General features: G+C 55.7%; 15 protein-coding genes. All 15 read right to left on the bottom strand.

Going from position 1 to position 23,690, the window contains the following annotated elements; translation table 11 throughout:
- Nucleotides 1-66: 66 nt before the first annotated feature.
- Complete coding sequence (locus GN112_RS15400; RefSeq protein ID WP_155311025.1) at nucleotides 67-3,024, bottom strand: ATP-binding protein; 2,958 nt, start codon at nucleotides 3,022-3,024, stop codon at nucleotides 67-69.
- 18 nt (nucleotides 3,025-3,042) lie between these two features.
- Nucleotides 3,043-6,063: a DUF1156 domain-containing protein gene (locus GN112_RS15395; RefSeq protein ID WP_155311024.1), complete on the bottom strand. Its 3,021-nt coding sequence runs from the start codon at nucleotides 6,061-6,063 to the stop codon at nucleotides 3,043-3,045.
- A gap of 22 nt (nucleotides 6,064-6,085) precedes the next feature.
- Entirely contained in the window at nucleotides 6,086-7,324 is a 1,239-nt protein-coding gene (locus GN112_RS15390) for a macro domain-containing protein (protein ID WP_155311023.1), read from the bottom strand.
- Nucleotides 7,325-8,713: a type II toxin-antitoxin system toxin DNA ADP-ribosyl transferase DarT gene (gene darT, locus GN112_RS15385; protein ID WP_155311022.1), complete on the bottom strand. Its 1,389-nt coding sequence runs from the start codon at nucleotides 8,711-8,713 to the stop codon at nucleotides 7,325-7,327.
- A 3-nt stretch (nucleotides 8,714-8,716) separates the two neighbouring features.
- A complete protein-coding gene (locus GN112_RS15380) occupies nucleotides 8,717-12,166 on the bottom strand; it encodes a helicase-related protein (RefSeq protein ID WP_155311021.1) in 3,450 nt (1,149 codons plus the stop codon).
- 69 nt (nucleotides 12,167-12,235) lie between these two features.
- Nucleotides 12,236-12,454, bottom strand: a complete 219-nt coding sequence (locus GN112_RS15375; RefSeq protein WP_462477459.1) for a helix-turn-helix domain-containing protein — start codon at nucleotides 12,452-12,454, stop codon at nucleotides 12,236-12,238.
- Nucleotides 12,455-12,760: 306 nt separating this feature from the next.
- Nucleotides 12,761-13,891: a hypothetical protein gene (locus GN112_RS15370; RefSeq protein ID WP_162458953.1), complete on the bottom strand. Its 1,131-nt coding sequence runs from the start codon at nucleotides 13,889-13,891 to the stop codon at nucleotides 12,761-12,763.
- A 185-nt stretch (nucleotides 13,892-14,076) separates the two neighbouring features.
- Nucleotides 14,077-14,343 carry a VrlD gene (locus GN112_RS15365; RefSeq protein WP_231717035.1) on the bottom strand — a complete coding sequence of 89 codons (267 nt, stop codon included), beginning with the start codon at nucleotides 14,341-14,343 and terminating at the stop codon, nucleotides 14,077-14,079.
- Between the two features lie 13 nt (nucleotides 14,344-14,356).
- On the bottom strand, nucleotides 14,357-17,950 hold the full coding sequence (locus GN112_RS15360) for a DUF4815 domain-containing protein (RefSeq protein WP_155311018.1): 3,594 nt from the start codon (nucleotides 17,948-17,950) through the stop codon (nucleotides 14,357-14,359).
- A gap of 11 nt (nucleotides 17,951-17,961) precedes the next feature.
- A complete protein-coding gene (locus tag GN112_RS15355) occupies nucleotides 17,962-18,495 on the bottom strand; it encodes a BW3TFN family phage tail fiber component (protein ID WP_155306441.1) in 534 nt (177 codons plus the stop codon).
- Nucleotides 18,496-18,508: 13 nt separating this feature from the next.
- Nucleotides 18,509-18,970 (bottom strand): hypothetical protein, encoded by a 462-nt coding sequence (locus tag GN112_RS15350; RefSeq protein WP_155311017.1) that lies wholly within the window; start codon nucleotides 18,968-18,970, stop codon nucleotides 18,509-18,511.
- 122 nt (nucleotides 18,971-19,092) lie between these two features.
- Nucleotides 19,093-20,079, bottom strand: coding sequence for a hypothetical protein (locus GN112_RS15345; RefSeq protein WP_155311016.1), 987 nt, complete (start codon nucleotides 20,077-20,079; stop codon nucleotides 19,093-19,095).
- Between the two features lie 9 nt (nucleotides 20,080-20,088).
- On the bottom strand, nucleotides 20,089-20,682 hold the full coding sequence (locus GN112_RS15340) for a hypothetical protein (protein ID WP_155311015.1): 594 nt from the start codon (nucleotides 20,680-20,682) through the stop codon (nucleotides 20,089-20,091).
- 9 nt (nucleotides 20,683-20,691) lie between these two features.
- On the bottom strand, nucleotides 20,692-22,263 hold the full coding sequence (locus GN112_RS15335) for a phage tail protein (RefSeq protein WP_155311014.1): 1,572 nt from the start codon (nucleotides 22,261-22,263) through the stop codon (nucleotides 20,692-20,694).
- On the bottom strand, nucleotides 22,263-23,672 hold the full coding sequence (locus GN112_RS15330) for a baseplate J/gp47 family protein (protein WP_155311013.1): 1,410 nt from the start codon (nucleotides 23,670-23,672) through the stop codon (nucleotides 22,263-22,265). The genes GN112_RS15335 and GN112_RS15330 overlap by 1 nt, the downstream gene beginning before the upstream one ends.
- Nucleotides 23,673-23,690: the final 18 nt, after the last annotated feature.

Below are 23,690 nucleotides of genomic sequence, written 5' to 3'. Positions count from 1 at the left end.
AAACTCCCAGAACAGTGAGTCTGCCAGTTCTGCTTTGCACTTCTTAACCAAGCATGTTGCCTTCCTCTATTCCACATTGTCATTCAACCCCAATCCCCTCAAGGCCGCGCGGATGTCGTCCGTTTGCCGTTCGCCGAGTCCTCCTTCCGGTGAGGACTCAACATTCACCGTAATCTTCAGGCCGCCAGCTGATACGAGTTTTGAAAGCACTTTCGTGTAGAAGTTCATCCATTTCTGCGGCGGGATTTCGCCAGACCATTTCATTGTCTGTTCAAAAGGAGGTGGGGGTGTCGTCGGTTTTTTTCCTGCAGGGGTTGGCTCTCTCGCTACAGAGACACTCGCCTCACCCTTTACACCCTTGGCCTTTACAGCCACAAGAAAACGCCCCTCATCCTCGCCTGCCTGAAAGACGCCCTGCTCATCCATGACTCCGCCGGTCGCATTCCATTCGAGATCTGGACATTCGAAGTCACGGCCAAACTGATCCAATCCCTTCGCGCTGAATGCCTGCTTTTTCCCCGGTTTCACCTGCGTGTATTCAGGGGTGACAAGGATACGAGTCAGTTCCGGAGGCTTGATGTGTTTCTCCGCGTCTTCCGCAGTGATGATGAAGACATCATCTGAAATCTCAACATCGTATTCGTTAAGGGACTGCTTGTAGATGAAAGGATCGTATCCGTCCGTTCCCTTGGCGACATAGGCGATCCGGCCTTCTGAAACGCCCCGGGCAATGGCACCCTGGACGGCCTCAACGCTTAGTAAACGAGGGAATAGCGGAGAAGCGAAGAACGTATCCCTGACATCCTTTGTGCTCCATTCCGGCTTGGCAGGCGGCCAGTTTTTGAGCAAAAAACGCGGGCTGACTGCCTTCACAATCTCGTCATTTTGTCGCAATGTGGATAGAATCAGCCTTGTAAGCGACTCGGCAGAACTTGACGTTACCAATCCAAGATCGACCGTTTTTAGCGCACTGTCTTTTCCCAGAAGCATGACCTTATTATAGCTACGCCAGACGCTTTCCTTTAGGTCACGGCGCGCGCGCTTCAGGTGCTCGGTCAATTGACGGCGTTGGCCATCGTCCAGGTTCATCGCGCCTTTTTCGGCGTCAATTGCCTCCCATGCCAGCAATTTACGGGCGTCATCCCGCATGACGTCTGCATTGTCCGGCACCACCCATATCAGAGCACTTTTGAACGTGCGCATGGAACTGCCGGATTCTTTTGTCATAGCGGTCAGCTCAGAAACAAGTTCCGGTGTATCGCTTAAGGACTTCTCAGGTTGACCGATAGCCAGGGTGATAACTGGCCGGTTAGGAATTTGTCCGCTTTTCTCGGGAAAAAACACACGCTCCAGCCCATCTGCGTTGGCAAATACTTTTTCGACTTGCTCACGCACCAACCGCGCAACATCCTCTTCTTTAACCCCGGCGCGTCGATCCGAATAGCGCTTGTTGAGGTTCTCCATCATGCTGAAATAGTAGCTGTTGCGCTCAAGGGTCAGGTAGTAACATCGGTCGGTTAATGACTCCAGAGCCGTTTCGACATTCCCAATATCAATGTTCGGTCCGGCAACGGCCAGCCGTAGTTCCGGCACCGTCGCCGACTGCCTGTTCTCGCCCTGGCCACCGTTCGACTCAAAGAACACAGCCGTGGCGGATTTCTGGTGGACGCATGCCTTGCGAAGCGTCTCTTCCGCTTCCTTGTCCAGGAGCACGGCATGTGATTCCTTGCTACCCGCAATGTCGGTTGCAACGGCTCCCTCCAATCGGGACTCGCCGAGTTGTTCAAATACCGCGGTGCGAAACTGAGAATCACCCAGCGGTGCGGAACCCAGGCCAATCAGCAATTCCCTCTGTGCCCCTTTGAATCCGCTCTGGAAAGAATGGGAAACCCACAGGGCCAGAAGCCGCAGGACACCACGGGTCTGCTGAAAACGCGGTAGTTCGCGCCACTTACGCTCGAAAACCGAGATCACCATCGGGTGGAAGGGATAGGTCGCCTCGAATGCGTCCTGGGCATGATCGGTGAACCAGTTGGGGACCTGGTTGCGGTTGTCCTGAATCCAATCGGCGTGTTCCCTGCATGCGTTCGAGGCATCTTTTGGCAGCAAAAGCCTTCCTTCCGCGCCAACGGCCCGGAGGTCCCACTCGAATAAGCGCCGGCGGATGATTTCAGACATCTCATTCTCGGCGGACATAATGACCGGTTTACCCTTGCGGTCCAGCATCTTCTTGAGACGCGTATAGTCCGCTTCGTCGTCTGCCCCCATTTCCAGTTCCGACGCGGGAATCGACACCACGGTGACCACACGGTCCATCCCCGAAATTTCTTCGGAGAGCTTCATCAGGAAGTTATACATCTCCCCGGCGTGTTTGGTTTTTCGCTCAGGGCTGACGTAATTCATGACTTCGTCAATAAGCAGCAAGGCGGGTTTATCGTCTGGGATCATCTTCCTGATGACATCGCCTGCCGGGGCTATCCCTTGCGCATCGTGTTCGCGCACAACATCAAAAGAAGCTTCCCCACCCAGTTGCCACGCCAGCTCGCCCCATGGCGTACGGCGCTGAGGCGTGCCGTCGTCACCACCGCGCCCAGTCAGCACATCGAAGCGTGTGCCAACAAAAATGCCGACATTCGCCTTTGGGATCTCGTTGACGCCCCCGGCCTGGAGAATGGATTGCACGCCCATGAATGCCTTGGCCGCATCACCGGATGTTGCCAAATGATAGAGTAGCGCCAGGGAATGGGTCTTGCCACCACCGAATTGCGTCGTCATGTTATACAGGGATGACGCTTCGGTGTTAATACCGTTCAGGCGGCGCAACACCTCTCCCGAAACGGCTCGCAGGTTCCGTGTCAGGAAGGTCCGCTCGAAAAATCGCACCGGGTCCTGATAGTCGGGATGGGCGTCACCGTCGCGAATATGATCCAGATGAACCGCGAATTCAGAGGCGTCCAAGGGGCGGCCCTCCCGCAAGTCCTCGCGGGGGTTGACCACTTTGTACCAAGGCTTCAATTTGGGCATGAGTCGCTCCTTTATCCTTTAGAATCCAAGTCCTTTTTTCCGTGCCAGCACGCCGTCCACCCAGCGCTTTTCGTTGGTGTGGGACGGATAGAGAGCCGAGAGCGCCTGGGCGAGCGTCCAAAACTGCGGATTTGTGCCGATGCCGTCGTCCACCAAAAATCGCTTGAGCGCTGCGCCCCGACCCGCCGTGAATAGGAGCATCGCCTGGTGTAATTGGTCCAGTGCCGTTTTGCCCGCGGGAGGGCGTTCGAGTTCAGCCCGTTCCGCCGCGGTTTCTTCTTCGTCGGGCACTCCCAGGAGTGAGAACAGGTCTTGTTGAACCGGAGCATCTTTTTTCTTGCGGCGTTTGGCTGTGGCGCGGACATCTTCTTTGCCGAATAAATAGTGCGCCCGCGATTCTGCTGATAGCAGCATAGCCTTATCCCCCTTGACCTCAACCAAGTGGGTCAGATTCTCCAGATAACAGCCCAGCCCCTGGGCGATCTTGCGAGCAGCATCATATTCGAGTGTGTAACCCGGCAGACTCGTGGGCTTCTCATCGTCCACGCCATTACCATTCGCCTCGGTGCGCAAGGTCCAGAGCCACATGGCTGTCAATCGGGCATCTTCCTCGAAGCCGCTGGCGTCCGCGCCTTCAAAGATCATGTTGAGTGCCTGCCGCGCCACCTCGGCCCAAACTTGTTCCAGGTATTCGCGCAACGGCACAACCTCACCGCTGGCCTTTTCGACCGAGGAGTAGCGAGAGAATATCTCCAGCGCCGGTCCCAGGCATGAAAAAATAGCGTCTGCCCCCACAACACCTTCAGATGCCAGACGCGGAAGCCAGGCCGCGATTCGTCCAGGCAATTCCGCAAGTACATCCCGCCAGTCGCCTATGTTCTCGATGACATTGCCGTCTTCGTCTTCACGGGGACGGCAGACTAGGTGAACGGAGGAGGCAAGAGCGGCAGAGTCCATTGCGCGGAGGCGATTGCCAAGTTCAGTATCGATTGGCCATGAACCGGTGATTGTCCACCCGGCGTTAACCATCGCCTGCATCTGGGATTCCCAACCAGCCGTAGATTTGTGGGCGAAGACAACCGTTCCAACACCACTGGGCTGAAGAATGCGACGCCCTTCTGCCATAGCCTCTTGCATGGTTTCTTCGAAGAAGGCGCGGTCTTTTCCCTTGACTTCATCAACGATACACTCTTCCTTCTTTGGTGCGAGTTCTGAGTCAACCAAAGCCACCCCGCAACGCTTCTGCCATACATGGAAGAAATCGGAAAGGTCTGCGTATGGAATGGCATCGTAATAGGGCGGGTCGGTGAAGAATGCTGTCGCCGAATCGTTTGGAAGAATATGGTTCGCCGCACTGCAAGTGCCCACATTCGCGGGATTTTCAATACAAGTATTGGCTCTCAGAACAGACAATACCCAAGTTGTTGCAGTTTCCAGATTTCCGCTGCCAGATGACAGTGGGCTACCCTCAGAGAAGTCCCAAACCATCGGTATAGCGTGGCGGGAGTAGAGACCTTGGAGATTCTGACGGGTCGAGTCCCAACGGCAAAGCGAGGTGAGAGCATTCGCTTGCCGATCAATGATTATCGCCGCGCAAGCACGGACCGCCATATCAAACTCCATCCGCTTACATGATACATTCCCCAGAGCTCGCACTAACGTCGTCAACGCAAGCAACTGACGACTGGTGAAGAGGTCACAGAATTGGTCCATGCCATAGTTGCGTTGGGAAAAGGCGCGGCCTGCACCGCTTCCACCACCTTGAGGGGTAGGCTCTTCCGGCAACAAACTCAGTTCCCCTGTATGGGCGATCTTTCGACGCTCAAGTTCTTCTGCGGCTTTGCGAACGGATTCCAAATCGCGACTGGTGGGTAGGCGATAGAACCGGCCTTTCCGACCAGGTCGGGTGGTGACCACGGCGAACATGCGGGCATCGTTGGCACCGCCTTTACGTGTTTTTAGTTGAGCGCGGACCGATTTGACGGGTGTGGTAAAACCGCAGCAGGGACAAGTGGCCGAACCACGCGCCACCGTTCCACTAAACTTGGGCTTCTCGCAGGTATAGTCTGGTTGATCCTGATAAACCCATTTCCCGTTCTCTTTCTTGATAATAACAAAGTCGCAACGTTTCTCTTCGGGCTTCGGAACAATCTGCACCGCAATGGATCTGTTGCTCTTTTTTGCCAGCCAGAGGGAACGCATCAGTGGCACCTCCGCCCCACAACCGGGACCCTCGCAGGTAATCGTCCGTGCCCAGAGGTAGGCAATTGGCGTCGCGCCATCTTCGTCCTTCGGATAGTATTCGGCCAGTTCCTTCTCTGCCTGTTCCTTGATCCACTTGCCCCACTTCTCGACTTCGTCAGCAAGACGCTGGCCGTACTTGGGGATGTATTCCAGCACGACCTTAATCAGCAGGACGGCCACGGGATTCAAATCGCTGGCAAAAGCGTCAGCACCGCAGCGCAAACCTTCGAGGGGAATCGCTCCGCCTCCGGCAAACGGGTCTACCAGCAACGGTCGGGGAGCATCCTTGATGGCTTCGTTCAGAGACTCGATACTGATCAATTCTGGAATGGTAAAGGCGTTGGTAGCTTCCAGTGCGCTACGCGCGGCAACGGTCATCGTTTGTGCGACGGCCAGGTAGGCGGGATCAGTCGAGTTATCCCAGTTGGCAAAGTCGGCAATAAAATCGAGCAAGGCCTTGCGCAGTTCCTCTGCATCGTCCAGACAACCCGGTGTCCTGGCTATCTTGTTAAACCGCGGGTAGCTATCTGAACTGCACATTTGCAGGTATCCTTCGCCCCAATACCACATCAACCGCTTGGCCGTTTCGACAAACTGTGGCGGGCAGATCTCATCTGCCGGATCGGGCCACAACGACGCGCACACTACAGCACGGCACGCCGCCAACGGCCGCCGCGCCCACCAGATATGGAGCGTAGAAATATGCCCATGACGAATCGACTTCTCCCGCCGTGCATGCGCCGAAATCCGTTTGATAGGCAAATCCACTTCTATTAGTCGTTTGGGGTAGGTCACAGATGCTTCTCCTTCGGCTTTCTCAATCGGCACAAGTTCTTTTGTCGTCTTTGGATTCGTGCACTATGGGAACAGATGCACTGGCCTCTTTCTGCGGTTCTGTACGTGCGAGAGCGGCGAGTACCTCAGCCACATTCGGCTTGCCTGACTCCCGGCTTCTGCCGAGTGGCTTCGCATGCAATTCCCGCAAGGATGCCTTGATGTCTTCCTGCATATCCCCATAGTTCATGTAAAAAATTCTGGCACGAATTCCAGTTGTCCTGTTACGCGCAAAGCCCGACAACCATTTGGGGTACGGATCAGAAACCAGTGCCACATCAGCGAGTGATAATTTAATCGCCGTTGCTTTCCCTGCGCCGCCCGGATACCATTTTTGCTGCGGTTTGGCCGCTGAAAGTACAGTCACCCGGTCTTCGTCCCACACGTCCTGTAAATCGCGCCGGATGTTGAACAAAAGAATGCCTTCTACAAGACAAATGATGACATGCGCACCCTGTTCCAGCGCAGTGCGAATGACGGGGCGGTCCGTCTTTGCGGAATATCCGGTCAAGATACGGACGCCTGGATTGGCCAGTTCCTTCACGCAGGCTACGACACCCTGTATTTCGCGTTCGGACGGTTTAATCGATGGGATTACCGCTACCATGGGGCCGCTCAGTGCTTCCACATCCCCCTTCAGATAAACGGTTGCGCCTGATCTGCCGCGCAACGTCTCGGGATAGCCGGGATCGCCAGATTGCAGGCGTTTGATACCGAGTTCCTTTAAACGGGCGAGGGTTGACTCGTCCAGGCGCTCGCCGGCCGCGTGGGAAGACGATGGTTCAAACACGATGATCTCGACGGCCAAATCGCCAAGAGCCGCCTCTATCATTTTCTGGACGCGTAACCAGTCCAGTCCGCCGTGCCCACAGCCTAAGGCAGGAAGTGCAACGCGCACTTTACCGCGCTTCTCGATAAACTCACGCAGCCATCGCAAACCCTTCTCGACGTACTCGTACTCGGAAGGTTGCCTCCAGTGATCTTTCGTCGGCAGGTTGACAACCGTGACAACTTCGTCGAACTCACTCTTTTCCCAAACGTGGGGCTTTCCTGGTCGCACTTCGCCGGCTTTGCATGCCTTGGCGTACTTCTTGAACATTTCCGGGTATCGGTTCTTGAATGCCAGGGCCACCCCCGCACCCATTACGCCAACACAGTTCACCGTATTGATGCGGATGTCCGCAGGTGTGTCAAAGATATCACCTTGTGCGTAGCGGATCATCTATTCCTCGTCCTCCAAATTTTCCAAAGTCCATTCCCGCAGATCGGGCAGACCTGCCTTAATTCTTTCGAGCCAACCGGGATGTGAAGAGATCATTCTGGCCAATCCACCCTCCGGAATAAGGCTCTCAACGTCCGCGCAATTCAGGGCTGCGAGCATATCGAAGTCTTCGGCGCACTCGATCACGTCGAGAAGCTGCTGCCGGTCGCGCCCTTTGCCAAGGATGTCGCCGATCAAGTCATGGTAGGCGACGAGTAAAATTATCTGTCGAACCTCTTCCTCATCGATTGTTTCGATATCTTCGGTCAGAATCCTTTGAACCAGTGAAATTGCCCTCGCGGGATGATCCGCGTCGACTCTTTGACGCCCTTGATCGTCTCGCGGGCTTTTTCCCTTGCCTATATCATGAAGATATGCGGCAAATTCGACCAAAACCTTTTCTCGGTCGGATAGCGCTTCAAAGAGGTCAGAGTTTCTCAGCTTATCGACCACGGTCCGGGTATGCGCCCCGACATCCTCACGATGCTCCTGGTTCGCGGTGGGCAGATCGTTGATTTCAGCAAGCTCCGGCAAAGCGCAGAAGTCATCATCGAGCTCATCAACAGCGTCCTCAATACTATCGAACATTGCTTCATCCGGAGATTCTTCACTCCGGGTCTCCATCACTTCCTTTGCAGCCGCTTCATATTGATTTCGGAGACATATCGGTCCCGTGACGATTGATACCCTTCCCCCTTTGTCGTAAAAATTGATATAGTAGAAGTGCCTTCCCCTGTGGCCATCGAATACAATAGCGGGAGGGTCTATGTCGGCTTCGGCGTAAATCTCTTCAACCTTTTCCTTAACCATATCATTCCAGACAATGATGTGGTCGATTTTCGACACTTTTAAACGCCTATGAATCAACGCCTCAGCCATACGCGCGTGGCGAGCATCATCAGACGGGCTACCCCATTTCTTGGAATCGATATTCGCCCAGTCGAGGTTTACTAGATCCGACGGGTCCGAGTAAAATGTCGGTGGTACGGCAGTATTTGCGGAGGCATTAGTGAAAACGGCTTTAGGCAAAGTCAATACGTCAATGGGAACACCAAGATAAAGCAGATAGAGTTGATCAACGTTCTTTGCGTTTACGACCGAAAGAAGCATGGGAGATCTGGAACAGAAATAGAAAGGTACGTAGTTGTGCACTACGCCGCCGGGGCCAACTGAAACGTCCATCACTGCCCGACGGTCCTGAATACTGCTAGATGCAATGGAAATGTGGGAAATTCCGCGCCGCTCCTTTTCGTTGTATGACAGGAGGCCGTGCTGCAAAATGTCCGGCAGATTGTCCAGATGCGTAAACTGGTAGATATGGCGGGTCTTGTGTTCATCAGGTATCGACATATCTCAGCCCTCCTCCGCCCGCAAAATATCCTGCGGTCCAACATGGTAATGTTCTATCTTGACGAGGGGTTTCCACCCAAGGCGAGCAGGATTTCGAATGATGTGCAATTCCGGATTAGTGGCGCAGTTGAAGACGACGTAGAGCCAGAAGTCACCCTGGAGCCGTTCGGCGGTCTGAAATTCATTGGTCGTAAGAGCCACCTCGCCGATATGGGAACGGCCTTTGACTTCGATGAATCGCACTTCAACAGAGGTCTGCGGGTCTTCGGAATGGGGCCGCCGCGAGATGAGGTCGAAGCCACGATTCTCACTTTCAACGCTCTGCACCTTCCATCCACGGGCCTCTTCGTGGGCAATGACAGTTTCCACGGCAATACGCTCGATTTCTGGATCGCTTACCATGGGCTTTATGTCAGGAGCCTCACGGTCCGGATGCGGCAATACCCAAGCGGAGGCGAAACGGTGAATGTTACTGATGGTGCATTCACGCTCCTGGAGCAGCTCGGCCCGACGGGTTTCGAGACGATTATTCAGTTCATCGAGACGGTCTTCAGTCATCTTGAGACGCCCCTCAAGGCCGATTTCATTGGTGCCCGCCTCTTTCTGGTTCATCAATTCGGCGAATTGGCACTGCACTTTGTCGATGACCGCGTTGAGACTGATTTCCATGTGTTCGGAAATCCTACGCGTTTCCTGCTCCCGGCGACCTATTTCCGCTTTAAGTAGGGGCTGCAAGGCTTGCTCATGGAGCGCAATTTCCAGAGCGGTAGCGTCGGGCGGTGTCAACCCCGCCGGGATTTCGGTGCCTTTGGGCGCAAGAGACAGGTCAAGAAAAATGGTCGGTTGCTTGACCATCATACGACCGTTGACGTCAGTCTGAACGACAAACAGGCGCTTGTGAAGCACATTGGCCCGCCCATCCCGCACCTCCGCTGAGAAAACGTCCAGATGCGCGGGGTTTGATGCGTGCAAATCGTAGAATACAGCGCCGCGTGAATGGCAATCTCTCACATCGCGCTCAATAAAAACGCGGATGCACTCAAACAATGGATGGCCGGGTGTCACCCACTCGAGGGTTGGATCTTCCTGAAGCTCCTCTTTGTCAAAGACGATGTGCTTGTATTCTCTGCCCAGGCGGCCGAATTGTGGCTCGAGTTCATTGGCAAGCGGCATCAGATTGCGGGGCAGACGCCCGATGCGGTAAACGTGCCGGTTCTGCTGCTGTGCTTTGGGTGAAACGCCGGCCAGCGGTGCGGCTCCAAGAAAAAAACCCTCAATGACCTCCGGCACAAGACGGCGCTCTTTGGCCTCTTCGGACTTTCCGACAATGGCCGATAGGTTCAGGCTTCGTTTGGCCAGTCCCTCCAGCGTGGATTCCGTGATCTCGCGCAAGCGTTCGGTATCCACCTGTTCAATGATCCGTGATTTGATGAGTTCCTCGGTCATCTGGTTGTGCGCATACATGTCCCGGAGCATCCGCTCGATTTGGTTGGCAGGAAAGACGTCGCCAAGGACATTGAAGACCTTACCTGTGCGGTTCGGGTCCAGATCGGCTTCGATCTTATCAATCCGCTCAAAGAGCTTTTCGAAAACCCGGCCTTCACGGGTGTTCGTCGCCACGAAGTTTTGGATATAGCAGTCCTTTTCCTGACCGTAGCGATGGATACGCCCCATACGCTGCTCGAGTCGATTTGGGTTCCACGGGATGTCGTAGTTGATCATGTACCAGCAGAACTGAAGGTTGATGCCCTCACCGGCAGCCTCTGTGGCTACGAGAATCTGGCAATCCTCCCTGAACTCTCGTTCTGCATAGATACGGGTCCCAGGGGTGTTCCGGTCGCCGATCTTCATACCACCATGGATTTGCGTGGCGTTGAATCCCCATTCTCGTAACTTCCCGAGAGGACGCCCGTCGTGGCCATCGGCCACGAGATAGTCCAGTGTGTCTTTATGTTCGGTAAATATGAGCAGCTTCATCCGAGGGTCATCAAAGAAATTCTCGTCGGTCAGGAAGGATTTTAGCCGAACGAGTTTTGACTCCACTTCCCGTTTTTCCAGCGCACACGCCTTCTCGACCAGGTTTTCGAGTTCAACGATATCATCGCGAAGGGCTTGGGGGTCGATGGAAATGACGGCTGCTTCAGCGGCTTCCAGAACGGATTGCTGCATGTCCTCGGGCAGATCTTCGAAATCGTCTGGTATTTTCTTCTCAATTTGTTTTTGCCGGTATTCTTCAGGATTCTCAAGAATCCAGCGACGCTTCTGTATCATTCTTTCCAGGGTGCGCCGGACGGCATAAATGCTCGATGCGAAACGCCTTTGAAGCATGGCCATTGTAAATCCGACGGCCCTTGCTGCCGCCGTGTTCTGTTCCGACGCACGAATGGACTGGTCTTCAACATATTGGGTTAACGCATCGTAGAAATCCAGTTCCTCATCGTCTATTTCGAATCCGGCAGTGTGGACAATCCGCTTGGTGAACAGGCTCTTCGATTTTCCGGTTTTTTGATCAGGGAAGGTGACCAGCGCTTCCTTGACGCGGCGCAAATAAAACGGAGCCTCATTACGTTCCATAGCGAGGTGTATGCTCTTTACGTCGGCATACACGTCCGGATCGAGCAGCCGCAGGAATAGTGAGAAGTTCTTGGGATCGCCTTTATGCGGTGTCGCAGTCATTAAGAGGTAATGGTCCGTCATACGCGACAACGACTCCCCCAATTGATATGCCAGCGTCTTTTTGTCCTCGCCATAGGCGCTCATTTTGTGTGCTTCATCGACAATCACCAGATCCCAGTGGCTGCGCATCAAACTGTCCTTTGCATCCTCGATGCGGGACACCCAGGAAACGGATGTGATCACCTGGTCTATATCCTGCCAGGGATTAGCGCCGTAATTGGCCCGAAGCAAGTCGCTCCGGATCACTGTGAAGTCCTCGCGGAAACGGTCTTTGAGTTCACGCTGCCACTGAAAGGAAAGATTGGCGGGGGTGACGATCAGCACACGGCGAATCAGACCACGGACTTTCAATTCTTTGACAAGTAATCCTGCCATGATGGTTTTTCCGGCACCGGGATCATCGGCGAGCAGAAACCGGATACGCGGGAGTTTGAGAAAGTAATCATAAACAGCTTCAAGCTGGTGCGGCAGAGGGTCTACGCGAGCAATGGAAAGACTGAAGTAGGGATCATATTCATATGCCAAACCTAAACGAATAGATTCAATCCCAAGCCGGAAACGCTCCGAATCTCCGTCGTATGGCTTTGAATCGGGCGAAACTTCGAGTGTCGCTATCTGTTCCGGGGACAGAACGGGCTGATGAACTTTGCCTGAATCCAGCCCTTCCGCGATAACTTTAACCGAGCTTCCCATTGGAACAACGGCAATGATTTTCACGGGTTCAGGGAACACTGGCCCGTATGCGATGGCATTTGGTTTGAGTTGTTCGAGATTCATGTCTTAACATGTCCCTTTTAGGTGATCATACTCGCTTGTTTCCTTGTTTCTGTTCGAATTGATTTCCCATCAATTTCCCGTGGAGTCCTCCTGTTGGCCAGAAGCAGATCCCGCTATGCTAGCCCCACCAGCTTCGATCCACGCGTCCACTTGCTTTCTCTTGAATTTCCAGAGACGACCCATACGATGAGCAGGCATGTTGTGCTTGTCGATCCAGCGGTACACGGTGTCGCTGCTGACCCCGAGGTACTTGCCAATTTCATCTACTGATAACCAACGGTCTTCCATCTCGGCCATTTCTTTTGCTCCTCATGGGCGATTTGGTTAATAGTCACCTTCGCCGGAGGCGAAAAACAGGGTAGCTGGGCACAGCTACCCCAATTTAAACCTTCGGCTAATATACATGGGCAAATGCCCGCTGTCAATTGGTTTTGTCCGGATAAAGCCGCACAAGGAGGGTTAGATACGCCCCCATTGACCGTTGGCGACTCTTTTTTGGTGAGGCTGGCATCCCATCCGGTAGAATTAGGCAGGTGTGATACGTGGTTTCACGCTATTCCTTGGAAATGGAAACCGGAAAGAATAGAACACCGATCAGGTTCGTTCCCATGCTGTTCCGGTGTGTTTCTCCCACTTTCCGCCGCCGGAGAGATCGGTGTTAAACCACTCATCTCCCAGAGCTGGGTTGGGGATAGCTACGTCCCGTTCGGCCTCGGAGCCTTGGCCGCGACGAACAGATCGGCGTGCCGTGAGCCCTTGTCCTAGATGATCGGACCCGAGCAGGTCCTGCCAACCAAGCGAAGGTGCCCTGAGACGTGAAACAAAGGTCCGGTAATTGGTATCATCGCGCGCGGAGCGGTAAAGAAGCAGGGTACCGTCAGCGTCAATGGCGAGGCTGGGTGTGTAGCAACGTTCGAGGAAGGGCCCGTCACCCGCCTGAAACACGGGATTGAAAGAAGCCTTTGTCCAGTAGATTCGGTCCCAGGACCACGCGTAACCGATGCCGGCGTTTCCTGCCGCGCCGCCGGAGTAGAGCATCCACCAGCGTCCGTCAGCCAGGCGCTCCACGTGGCAGGAGGAGACGTAGCCGTTCACCCCTTCCCAATCCTGAGCATCGATCAGTCCGGAGAGGATCGGCGTGTCCCCATAGAGTTGCCAGTCCATCCCGTCGTCCGAATAGCCCAGACCGAGACTGTCGTTGCCGCCCGTTGAGGCGATAAAGAACATGGCGTAGCGCCAGGTGAAAGGCTTGCCGGGAATGGAAGTCGGCTTCTGGTTGTACCAGAGGAATGACGGTCCGTAGTGGCCGCGGTTCCAGACGGCCTCAGTTCCCTCGGTAACCAGGTTGCCTGTGCAAACCGCATCCTCGGTAAACACAGAGGCGTCCGCCTGTGGATTGCAGATCGCGGTACGCAGACCGGCCATGGCATAGGGCTGGTTCGGCACATCCGGGTCCCAGTAGAGAATCCGCATGCGATTCGGTGTTTCCAGGGCGCAAACGACATGATAGCCGTTGGCCGCAATGCCTGTGACCTCTTTTTCGTTGTCCCAGCTGAGCCCGTCATCGGAAAAGGTGCAGCTCATCCCGTTCCCATCAGCGTAGTAGGCGATGAAATCCCGGAGGGTGGTGCCATCGTGAAAACCACCGGGAGAACGAAGGACGCGGACGTAATAGGCCCTGTCCGCCGAAATGGGCAGCACATGGGGATACTGATGGTCGAACACGACCGGCGGCAGACCGTCGGGCGCTTCCGCGCCGGAAGGAACAAGCAGGAGTCCGAGATCAATGGCTCGGACAAGATCCTCGGTCATGGCGGGTAGGCTTGTTGTTTTTCCCGGTCCGAGTGTTCCCGGCAGACTGGGCAGCTCTAATATGGTGTCGGTGTTGCTTTGAATCGAAATGGTCATGGTCATATCCTCTCAGTGTGGCTGACACCGGAATCAAGCAGCTTCCGGTTAATCCGCCTGGTTTCGGTTTCTTCCTGCTGAATGCGTTTCATGATCTCGGTAAAGGCCGCAGCCTCTTCGCTGGGAAGATCGAGTTCCATCTCGATACGCTGAAGCCGTGCATCCAGGTTCGCCATTAATTCCAGCGCGTTGTCACGAATGACTCCGTCGCGTTTTTCCCGCGGGGAAGGAATGAACTCGGTCAATCCACCTTGTTGTCGAACGATCATGGGCATTCCTCCATCAGCTCAACGTGGCCCCGAGGGTGTGAATCCGCGGGTAGACCAGGTTGTTGCCGTTCATTTCCGCCTTGTAGCGGACCTCGGTTCCGCTTGGATCGGAGAATGTCCGGGTGAGCGTGTACTCGGTCCACTCCTGATCGATCTCCCGTGTTGTCTCGATGGACATGGGCTCCCAGGTCGCACCGCCGTCGTTGGAGGCGAACCAGTTGAGACTGGTACCGCTGGGAATGTTCATCTGCGTGTAGACCTTGGTGGATTCCACTCCCTGGGTCAGTTCGTTCTCGCGGGAGATATAAGCCCCGGTCGTGTTGTTCAGATGCCCGATCAGGTTCACGTCCTTGTAGTTCAACGCCGGTGAGTCGTTAATCTCGGCGCTTTCAAAAAGCGCTCGCAGCAACACATCGCTTGCGATGTTCGGCAGGTTTTCCTCCTCGGCGGGCACGATAGCGTCCCAGGTGGTTCCACCGTCCGTGGAATATTCCCAGACGATGCCTGTGCCTTCCGGGATGGCCGAGTATTCATCAAGATTGAGTTCGCTGAATTGCGCGCCGGTGACAGGCTGGAATCGAACCTCGCCGGACGGCTGGAAATCGTATCCGTAAATCTTCACTGTGAGATCGGAACCGTTGAGCGGGGTCCAGGTCTCGGCATTGGAGCTTTCCAAAAGCACACCCTGTGCATAGGTCTGCCGGGTGATGACGCCGTTTTGCCCCATCTGTCCCAGCGTGGCGATGCGCACGCGATAGTTGGTGCTGTTGGTGAGCAGCACGACGGCGTAGCTGGTGTTCGCCTCGGCGTAGAATGGATCGTCGAAGGTGATCTTGGTTTCGCCACTCAGGCTGATCTCGTCAGAAGAAACCACCTTCTCGGCCAGAACCACTTCGTTGGGCAAGCCGGTGGTCACACCGCGGATCTGAACCGTCACCGGGATGGACGCGTCCTTTTGAGTGAAATGAACGCCCACGGCCGAGACGACACGGTTCTGGGTGAAACTGAAGGTCTGGGCCAGCGGGTCGCGCCTGCGCCATCGCCATCTCCAACGCCACACGGTCCGAACGACCGGCACCCGGACGATACGCGGCGGAACCCGCTGTACGATGGTTTGTCTGCGCACGATGGTGCGGTTGACCACAATGCGCTGGATTCGGGTGATCACGAGCGGATCGTTGACCTGCAGGTTGGTCTGGGCCGAATAGGTGCCGTCGGTTACTTCGACAATCCGGTCGCCATTACGGACATTGGTTGGGATAACAAAGGATGCGCTCACCCGTCCGGCAGCGTCAGCCGTGAGGTTGGAAGCGACCACCTGTCCGTCGCAGCGTACGGTGACATCTGTTGCGCTGGGCGTGAAGTTGGAACCGACCACGGCGATGCCGGTCTGTCCCCGGCGTCCGATGTTCGGTGTGATCTCCACCGCTGCATCGGGCTTTTCAAAGACCGCATAAGGATTGATGTTCTTCTCCTCGGACCAGTCGGCCTGTTCGATCAGGACCTCCTCCGTGCCGGGAAGCAGCACCAGGCTGCCTTTGAACAGCGCGTCACTCGCACCCAGGTCGACTTCGAGCAGGTTGGGTGTGGAAACACGATCCGGCCCCACAAATTGACTCACGCCGTCAATCCTGGCGCTCCATTCGCTGTGATAGATGTCGGACTGGGCGTCATTGGAGAAATCGTCCGAGTAGACGCCTTTCTTGGTTTGCGCGTCTCGGTTCTGCAGCTCGTTGTTCATCTGGAACTGGGCGTCGTTGTACTTGAGGTCCTCCACGTCATCGATGATCTCGTGGATCTGGTCCATGGTGACGCGGGTCAAACCGAAGTTGATGATGTCCATCTCAACCGAATTGGGCGGGCAGTCGACGCTGCAGAGTCCCAGTGTGCCCTCGGGTACAACCGGCAGTTTTGGAAAATCAGCCGGCGCACCTTCCAGTCGTTTAATCTCACCGGTCGTGGCGTAGATGATATCTTTACGGCCCAGGTAGTAGTCGTAATCGACGCTACAGTTTGAGCCGTCCACAGGGTCGTCGCCGAGTCCGGTTCGACCGAAATTGACCAGGCTCAAATTGCCCAGGGCGATCTGCACCGGGGACATGGTCAGGCCACTGGTATTGGATGCGGGTGGGTTACCGCCGACGATCTCGTCCACGCCGTCGTCTACGTAGGTGGTGGCCCCGGAAGCGACCTCCTTGAGAAGCTGAAAGTCGGCCCGGTCGGTGTTCTGCGTGCCGCGGTAAACGCGATAGCCGGTGGCTCCATTGACCGGCAACCAAGACAGCTTGTTAATTTCACTGGCCAGGGTATCGCGGGAAACGACATCAGCCGGGTCATATTCGGTCTCACCTGAAGCGTCCAGGACCGTAACCTGGTAGAAGTGTTCCCCGGCGGAGGGATGACCGGATTCGCCGAACCAACCACCGTCCACGTAATCCGTACCTTTGATCATCTGCTTGGTATAAGTCCAGCGTACGGTATAGGTGGTGCCGATGGCCGGTTCGCTTCCCGATCCGAGCCAGTCCACATAATTGCCGGACTGCTGCCAGTCCACGCTTTCTTGAAAAACAGTTGCACCCTGGCTTACCTCGAGAATATCCACAACCGGATTCGGTGTGAGAAGGTCTTCTCCGCCTCCCACCGAGCCGCGTGTGATATTGGAGACAATCTCGACAATGGCTTCGACCTGAGTACTCTCCTTCAATGGTGTGCTGTTGAGCGCATAGCGCCTGGTACCGACGTTGTACGTCTTCTGCTCGCCGCGCACCGATTTGGTGGCGACGGATTTGGGGACCAACGTGGTTGTCGGCAGATCCTTTTGCAGGCGGAATCCCTGGATGTAAGCCCGCCCGGCGTTAGTGATCACCTCCACGTTGTCGCTGTCGTTATCACCGATGAAACTGTCCAGCCCCTTCACCAGGTAGCTACCGGCCTGGTCGAAGGTTCGTTCGGCCAGGTTCTGGAGCAGCGAGTTCAACCCCTCCGCCGCGGCAAAGGAGAGCTGATCCTCGGTGATGGAAGAGACCGTGATGCGACTGCCGGGAATCGTCCCCAGGAGATCCCGGAGGTACATGTTGGACTTTTCCTGGACCGTGGCGGTGACGTCACCTGTTTCCCGGTCGAACTTGTAAATAGGAATGACTTTGCGCTCGAGAACGTTATTGGGCAGCGTCTCACCGCTCGTGTCATGGTTTTTCTGTGTCAGAACCCATTTTTCACGCTCGGCGGTTGGTTCGCCCGTGGCCGGATTGATGAGCGCCGCGTCCTGGTTGTAACCGTAGTTGTATTTGAGCAACTCGACGTAAACGTAGTCCACACCCGATGTCTTGGCGGGATCGTAGGTCAGAACCGCGCCCGGAACCTGCTCGAGATAACCGTCGACATAGACAATCCCTTCGGCAACGGTCAGCACATTGTCGGTGACCGATACCCCAAGCCCGCTGATGACCGCCCCCTCCTTGAAGAGCATGTCGGCGATCTTTTTGCGTTCGAGGTTGATGATCTCCTGCTGTTCGTTCAATTCCGAGTCGAGCAGGTCGCGATCCTGGTGGTAGCGGATCTGTTTATAGTTTTTTGTCGGGTCGAATGTATCGCGCGAGATGGACATGGTTGTTCCTCCTAAATTTTAATGACCCCGACCAGCTCCACCCGCGTATCAGAGGTCTTGTTGAAGTCGGGGATATTTTTCACTTCGTACAGGTATCCGGACGTGAGCACTTCGCCGCTCGGATTGGTGTCCGGGTGGTAAACACCATTCGCTGCGTAATCCGATTGAAGACCATCAATATAGGCCACATCACCACCGAAGAATCCATACTCCCGAATGGTGATACCGTTGGCCTCGCTTTCCTCGAAACGGAAAAACACACCGATGGTCTGGGTCTCCTCGGCGGTCTCGATGTAGTGGATACCGTTGACGACGAGTGTCCCTTCCGGGTCTTCTTTGAGGAAGGTGCGCTTGTAGTGCTTCTTTCTCGCTCGTTCAGTTTTAAGCGCCGTCTGATCGATGTCCGGCGCGGGCGGGTTGAGCGGGTCGATGAATGTGGCGTCACCGTCGCCGATGGCGCAGTGAGTGATTCCGTCGATGGGTTCCCCCATTAGCAGCCTCGCGGTGAGGATGCGGCCGGTTTTAACAATAAGTCCCAGTGACATATGTATTCCTCCTTCAGGTCTGGATCGCGTGGCTTTCGTTGATCAGCACAGCGAAGATTGTTTGTCCGATGTCAAAATCGCTTTCCAGCTGATGAACCACGCGTTGTTCGGTGTCCGTGTGACGTTCGAGGGCGGCTGAAACCGCCTGCCGTGTATCGCCGTTGATTGAAAATGGGCGTATCACCAGCACGGAGATATCGGTTTCGTATTGAGGGATACGGACAACCCACATGCGGGCATCGAATTCCCGCAGCAGTGAATGCACAATCCTGGCTTGCGAGTCGGCTTCGACGATAAATGGCGTCCATATCCGCATGGCGGTATTCGCATTGTTTCTCACCGTTCTTATCGAACTGGTCGCACCGACGGCCTCGAAAACAGCCGCCGGAAGGACCGGTCCCTGGGCGCGGTTCATCGGAATCACATGTCCGGCTCGCGATTGGAATGTGAAACGATTGCCGTTATGGGTTGCCACGTCTCAGCCTCCCGCGAATTCGATACGCCACGCCGATCATCCGGGACATCCGAAATTGGGGTACGACCCGTGCGGCTTTCTTGGTTATTGCCTTCTTGTTTCCTTGTCTTACAGCCATCCCTCTACTCCTTCACCGCACACCAACCCGGTCCGGAGATATTGAAAATCCGGTAGGTCGTTCCGCTCATGTCGAGCACATCCTCTGAATCAGCGGCTCCGCTTCCGATGGCGTAGACTTCGATCAACTCACCGCGCAGCTCTTTGTAAGCGCTTGATGTATGGGCTACGAGCCACGGAAACATGGTGAGCAGGCCGTAACGTTTATCCGGGTTTGCCGCAGTGTGAAAATTGCCGTGCGCCGCCGCCGATGATCCAGTTTGACCGGATGTACTGGACCATCCGTCGAATTTGTTCAGAGCGTAGAAACTTCCCGGCGATTGGTAGCGGCCGATGATGACCGGCTGGGGGTCCTCGCCGATCTTCGCACCCACAGCATAGGCGTTTGCCAGGCTTGCTACTGTTACCGTGTTGGGCGTAACGCCTGTATCCACGGCGGTGATCTGAACCCTTTCGATTCCAGCGTCGTCTTTGATCAGGTAATATCCGTCCACGGTGAATATCGATGCGTCGTTTACCTGCAGGACGACGTCGCTTCCGGGAGTGGCTGCGGTCTGGGTCACTGCCACCGCACCGGACCAGAATCTGTTGATCAATCCGCTGTAGTGGCCGTAGTAGGTAGCCGTCACCTTCGTAACCACGAATACATGATCGAGGTCGGCGAAGAGCCAGTACAGAAACTGCGAAGCGTCCACGGTGCGGATATAGGTGTAGCTGTTGTGGTAAGCTTCTTTCACGCCCGCGTGTGCTGTGGCGTCCCAGAAAAGGCTCCCGCGCACGACGATCCGGTCGGTATTCGTATCGTCGATGAACTGTAGGTAAATGTCCTCGATGCCGGACTCGCCGACTGATTTCAGAACGTGGTAGGGATCAGGCTGTGCAGATCCGTCATCGTGGAGCGTCCACCCGACAACGGTCGTCAGAAAGTCTTTCAGCTTCACCAGGAAGTCGGCGGTGTTGTCTGCGGTACCGGATGTGCTGTGATAGGCCATTTATTCCTCCTACAGGATCGGGTTCTCTGTGCCGGTGACACGGAGCCTGAGATCCGTCTTGTTCTGTACAGGTGTTCCGGCAGGCACGATGCAGCGCCTCCATAGCGAGACGGTGACGTTGTGCGCCTTGTCGCCCATGTTGAGCGGTGCGCCGTGAGTGGCTGTGTCCAGTTCCGCTTGGGTCAGGGCCAGCGCATACCAGTCCGATTCGTCTCCGCCTACGGTATCGACAGGTTCAATTACCAGTCCTGTGTAGTCGTATCCGGAGTAGACCGCGGCCCCGGCGTCATGCGCGGCCGGGGCTGTTCCCCCGTAACCGCGCTCCACACCAAGCGTGGTGGTTCCAGCGCCGCTCAAAACACGCAGTTGTTCGTTGTCGATGATGATGACTTCACCATCGGCGAAGCGGGACTCATCCAGCTGCAGCGAGGTTTCTCCCGAAGCCAAAGCAACAGCCAGCGTTGTCTGCTCGTTGGCGAGGAAAAGTTCCTTGTCTTTTGATTCGCCGTCGGTCCCGTTGTAGGTGTCGTCATCGGGGTTTGAGAGGTCGCCCTCGGATACCTGCTGGACCAGAGTGATGTCTTCATATAAGTGAATCGCCATAAAATCCTCCTATGCCGCCGGCCATTGCGTGACAGTGTACTGATTGGCCGCCGCGTCGATTCCGGCCTGGACTTCCGCGTGGTCATCCTTTTGCCGGAAGCGCCAGCGCAGGCACGGCTCGGACAAGCGAAAACCGGAGCCGTTCAGCGGCATGCGGCCCAAACGCATCGGCCGGGTACGATCCACCGAAAGGCGGAGCCCAGTGTGGTTGAGCCTGCGGCTATTGAGAAGCAGTGTCTCCATGCGTCGGCGGCGGGGAATGCCTGTATCCACAGTCAGCTCGAACGATGCTCGAGCCTCGGTGATGTATGCGTCGGTGATTTCAGTTGAGTTCAGGGTTCGGCTGTTCAATGAAAATCCGGGACGACGAGCACGCCAGCGGTCCACCACGTCCCAGGCTCCAGAAACCTCCGGCCAGTCCGCATGGGCATAGGCAGTGATGAACAGATGCCTGCCGGCAGCCGCGCCGGACACCTTGTCTATACCGTTCACGCGGGAATGGCCCACTTTGAACCAGTGAGAAAGTCGTGAACGACGACCATAACGATGGGTCCGCCGGTTCCCCTGATTTTCCGATTCACTGTGAAGTGCCTCGGATACCAGATCTTTCTGTCGAAATTTTATCTTGCAGGCCGGAGCGGATTGATTGAGTCGAGACCGGTTCAGATCCTGACCCGCCAGTCGCACGACCGGCGTTGTGGTATCAGATGTTGGTTTGGTATCGATCCCGCAGCAGACGGCGAACTTTCGCTCGCTTATCCAGAGATTGGGCAGCCGGTCGGAATTGAGCGGTACACTATTTAACCGGAACCGCGGTGTGCGTCCGTGCCAGCGCGAGAGGCATACTCCGGCTCGTTCAATATCCTGCAGGAGCGTTGTGCCGTCCGTAATCCGCCACAAGCCCCAGGTCTTGTTCTTGCGGGTCAGGTGGTAGTCGGTGTTCAGCGCATTGTGATTGACCACGAAAGTTTCATGCAGATGGCCGAGACAGACGCGTTCCACCACCTTTTTAATAACCGCCTCAAAATCCGATTCCATAGACAGCAGCGAGTAGAGCCACTGCAGAAAAAAGACCCTGGTACTTGCCGGGTGATGGAAATCCAGTGCCGGACGAACCCCTTGTACGACGTTGTCGCTTTCGATGCGATAAACGCCGAGACTGTAGATCAACCCGGGCAGCTTTGAACGTCCCACCAGGGAGCGCCGATTAAGCCGCAACGCCTTGTGGAAGGTTTCTTCTATACCTCCCCGCCAACCGATGTCAGTGAGAGACCTGCTGATCGCCGGAATAGTCCCTTTACGCCGATAGATCTCCACGGCCTCACGAATGAGCCTGCGCTGGGTCGGGGCATCGGCAAGGGGATCGAAGCGATGTCCCACGATCTCTCCGAGGAACGGGAGAAACCTGTCTTCGCAGCGGTCGACGTCAAAGAGTTCTGGAAATCTATCGATCAGTTCCTTTATCTCATCGAAACTGGCCGCGGGGACATTGAGAAGAGTCTGCAGATCACCAGAACCGTCACGCTCGCGGTAAAGCGGGGGCAGTAAGTCGATGAGTTTTTTCTCGAAATAGGATGCCATCAAACAGCCCTCCTGACATCGAGATTCAGCGTGCCGATGACGGCGATTTCACCGGCTCGGATTTCAACATCCTGCTGCGGAGTGAACATGTTAACGTGGCTCACACCGCGCACGGCGTCGATCGCGGAAACCAGGTCGGAGAAATGCACCGGTACGCCGAAACTCATCCGGTCAAAGGCGAAAAAATCATCCAGCGCCTGCTCGACCCGGCTGTGCACCAGATCCAGGTCTTCTCCCGCATAGACGAATATCTCCGCGTCGATAACCACAGGCCGATATACCGGTTCAAAAAGATTGATCTCTACTGTGATGACCTTGCGCGATTCCAGATATTGGGCAAGGTCCTCTTTAAGAAGTGTTGAGGGTGGTCCGCCGCCGTCCGGGGCGACAGCCAGGTTGACCTGGTAATAACGGATATTTCCGCAGTCGTTGACATCGAGAATCTGTGCCTTGGCGACACCGGGATATCCCTCCGCAAGCGCCTGATAATCTTCCTTGGTGACCGCCTTCCACAGTGACCGCACTTCGGCAGGGGCCTGTTTGCGAGCGTGCTCCAGGGTCTCCCGGTCGGTCCCGCCGGTGGCCGGAACCGGGTTGTCGACTGTGAGAGCGACTTGTTGACTGTCGAGATAAACGGGCGTCAGCAGCTCATTAACCAGATTTACTCCGATGTTGCCAGACGCGCCCAGGGTTTCGAGATACGCCACCTCGATTTCCACTCCGGCGGTTGGAACAAATCCGCGCATGCCGTCACCAAAGACGATACGGGTCTTGTCCAGGGCGTCTGTGTCGGATTGAAAGTGAAGGGATTCGGCATCGCTTTCCTGGAAGTGAAGGACCTCTATCCACTCCCGGTCTTGTATCCGGATGCGGATGCTACCTTGAGCGACCGCCGTCCCGGTGAGATTGATCTTCTGACCAGGCTCGCCCGTGCCGGAAAAGGTTTCAGTTTTGCGAATCCCCTGGCGCGCGCCTACTTCGACCGTCATCTGGCCGGTCGGGATGGTGGCGTCTTTGGCCGTCTCAAACTCGACATCTTCGTCTTCCAGACGGGCCCTGCACGCTGTTCCTTCCGGTATGACCAGATCCGCGTCAAGAGGCGCGGCCAGGGAGAAGCGCAAATTGGTTGTGGCAGCCACCGGTGAGTCCAACCGGTAGCTGATATGTTTGCAAAGATTGATGACGTTTTGCCGCTGGCGGGCGGTGGGCAGAAAGGCTTCGGCGGCCTGAGCGTCCAGATAGTACGCCAGCATATCGCCGACGCCGCAGAAAAGTTCGAGAAGAACGACACCGAGGTCGGACGCGTTGAAATCCGTCCAGCGGTCGGTCAGCTGCGGCACCCGCGCCAGAAGTTCCCGACGCAAGGAGTCGTAGTCCTTGTTTGTATAAGCGATACTGGCTCTGCCCATTTCCGGTCACCTGTCGGT

This window comes from Desulfosarcina ovata subsp. ovata (genome assembly GCF_009689005.1).
In the GTDB taxonomy this organism is placed as follows: domain Bacteria; phylum Desulfobacterota; class Desulfobacteria; order Desulfobacterales; family Desulfosarcinaceae; genus Desulfosarcina; species Desulfosarcina ovata.
This window is presented reverse-complemented; position numbering and strand designations above follow the sequence as displayed.

What these genes read in the sequence shown, in the direction of transcription:
- darT (WP_155311022.1), bottom strand. Translation starts at nt 8,713, where the DNA reads ATGTCGATACCTGATGAACACAAGACCCGCCATATCTACCAGTTTACG.
- GN112_RS15345 (WP_155311016.1), bottom strand. Translation starts at nt 20,079, where the DNA reads ATGGCCTATCACAGCACATCCGGTACCGCAGACAACACCGCCGACTTC.
- GN112_RS15390 (WP_155311023.1), bottom strand. Translation starts at nt 7,324, where the DNA reads ATGATCCGCTACGCACAAGGTGATATCTTTGACACACCTGCGGACATC.
- GN112_RS15360 (WP_155311018.1), bottom strand. Translation starts at nt 17,950, where the DNA reads ATGTCCATCTCGCGCGATACATTCGACCCGACAAAAAACTATAAACAG.
- GN112_RS15340 (WP_155311015.1), bottom strand. Translation starts at nt 20,682, where the DNA reads ATGGCGATTCACTTATATGAAGACATCACTCTGGTCCAGCAGGTATCC.
- GN112_RS15380 (WP_155311021.1), bottom strand. Translation starts at nt 12,166, where the DNA reads ATGAATCTCGAACAACTCAAACCAAATGCCATCGCATACGGGCCAGTG.
- GN112_RS15400 (WP_155311025.1), bottom strand. Translation starts at nt 3,024, where the DNA reads ATGCCCAAATTGAAGCCTTGGTACAAAGTGGTCAACCCCCGCGAGGAC.
- GN112_RS15365 (WP_231717035.1), bottom strand. Translation starts at nt 14,343, where the DNA reads ATGATCGTTCGACAACAAGGTGGATTGACCGAGTTCATTCCTTCCCCG.
- GN112_RS15355 (WP_155306441.1), bottom strand. Translation starts at nt 18,495, where the DNA reads ATGTCACTGGGACTTATTGTTAAAACCGGCCGCATCCTCACCGCGAGG.
- GN112_RS15330 (WP_155311013.1), bottom strand. Translation starts at nt 23,672, where the DNA reads ATGGGCAGAGCCAGTATCGCTTATACAAACAAGGACTACGACTCCTTG.
- GN112_RS15375 (WP_462477459.1), bottom strand. Translation starts at nt 12,454, where the DNA reads ATGGAAGACCGTTGGTTATCAGTAGATGAAATTGGCAAGTACCTCGGG.
- GN112_RS15335 (WP_155311014.1), bottom strand. Translation starts at nt 22,263, where the DNA reads ATGGCATCCTATTTCGAGAAAAAACTCATCGACTTACTGCCCCCGCTT.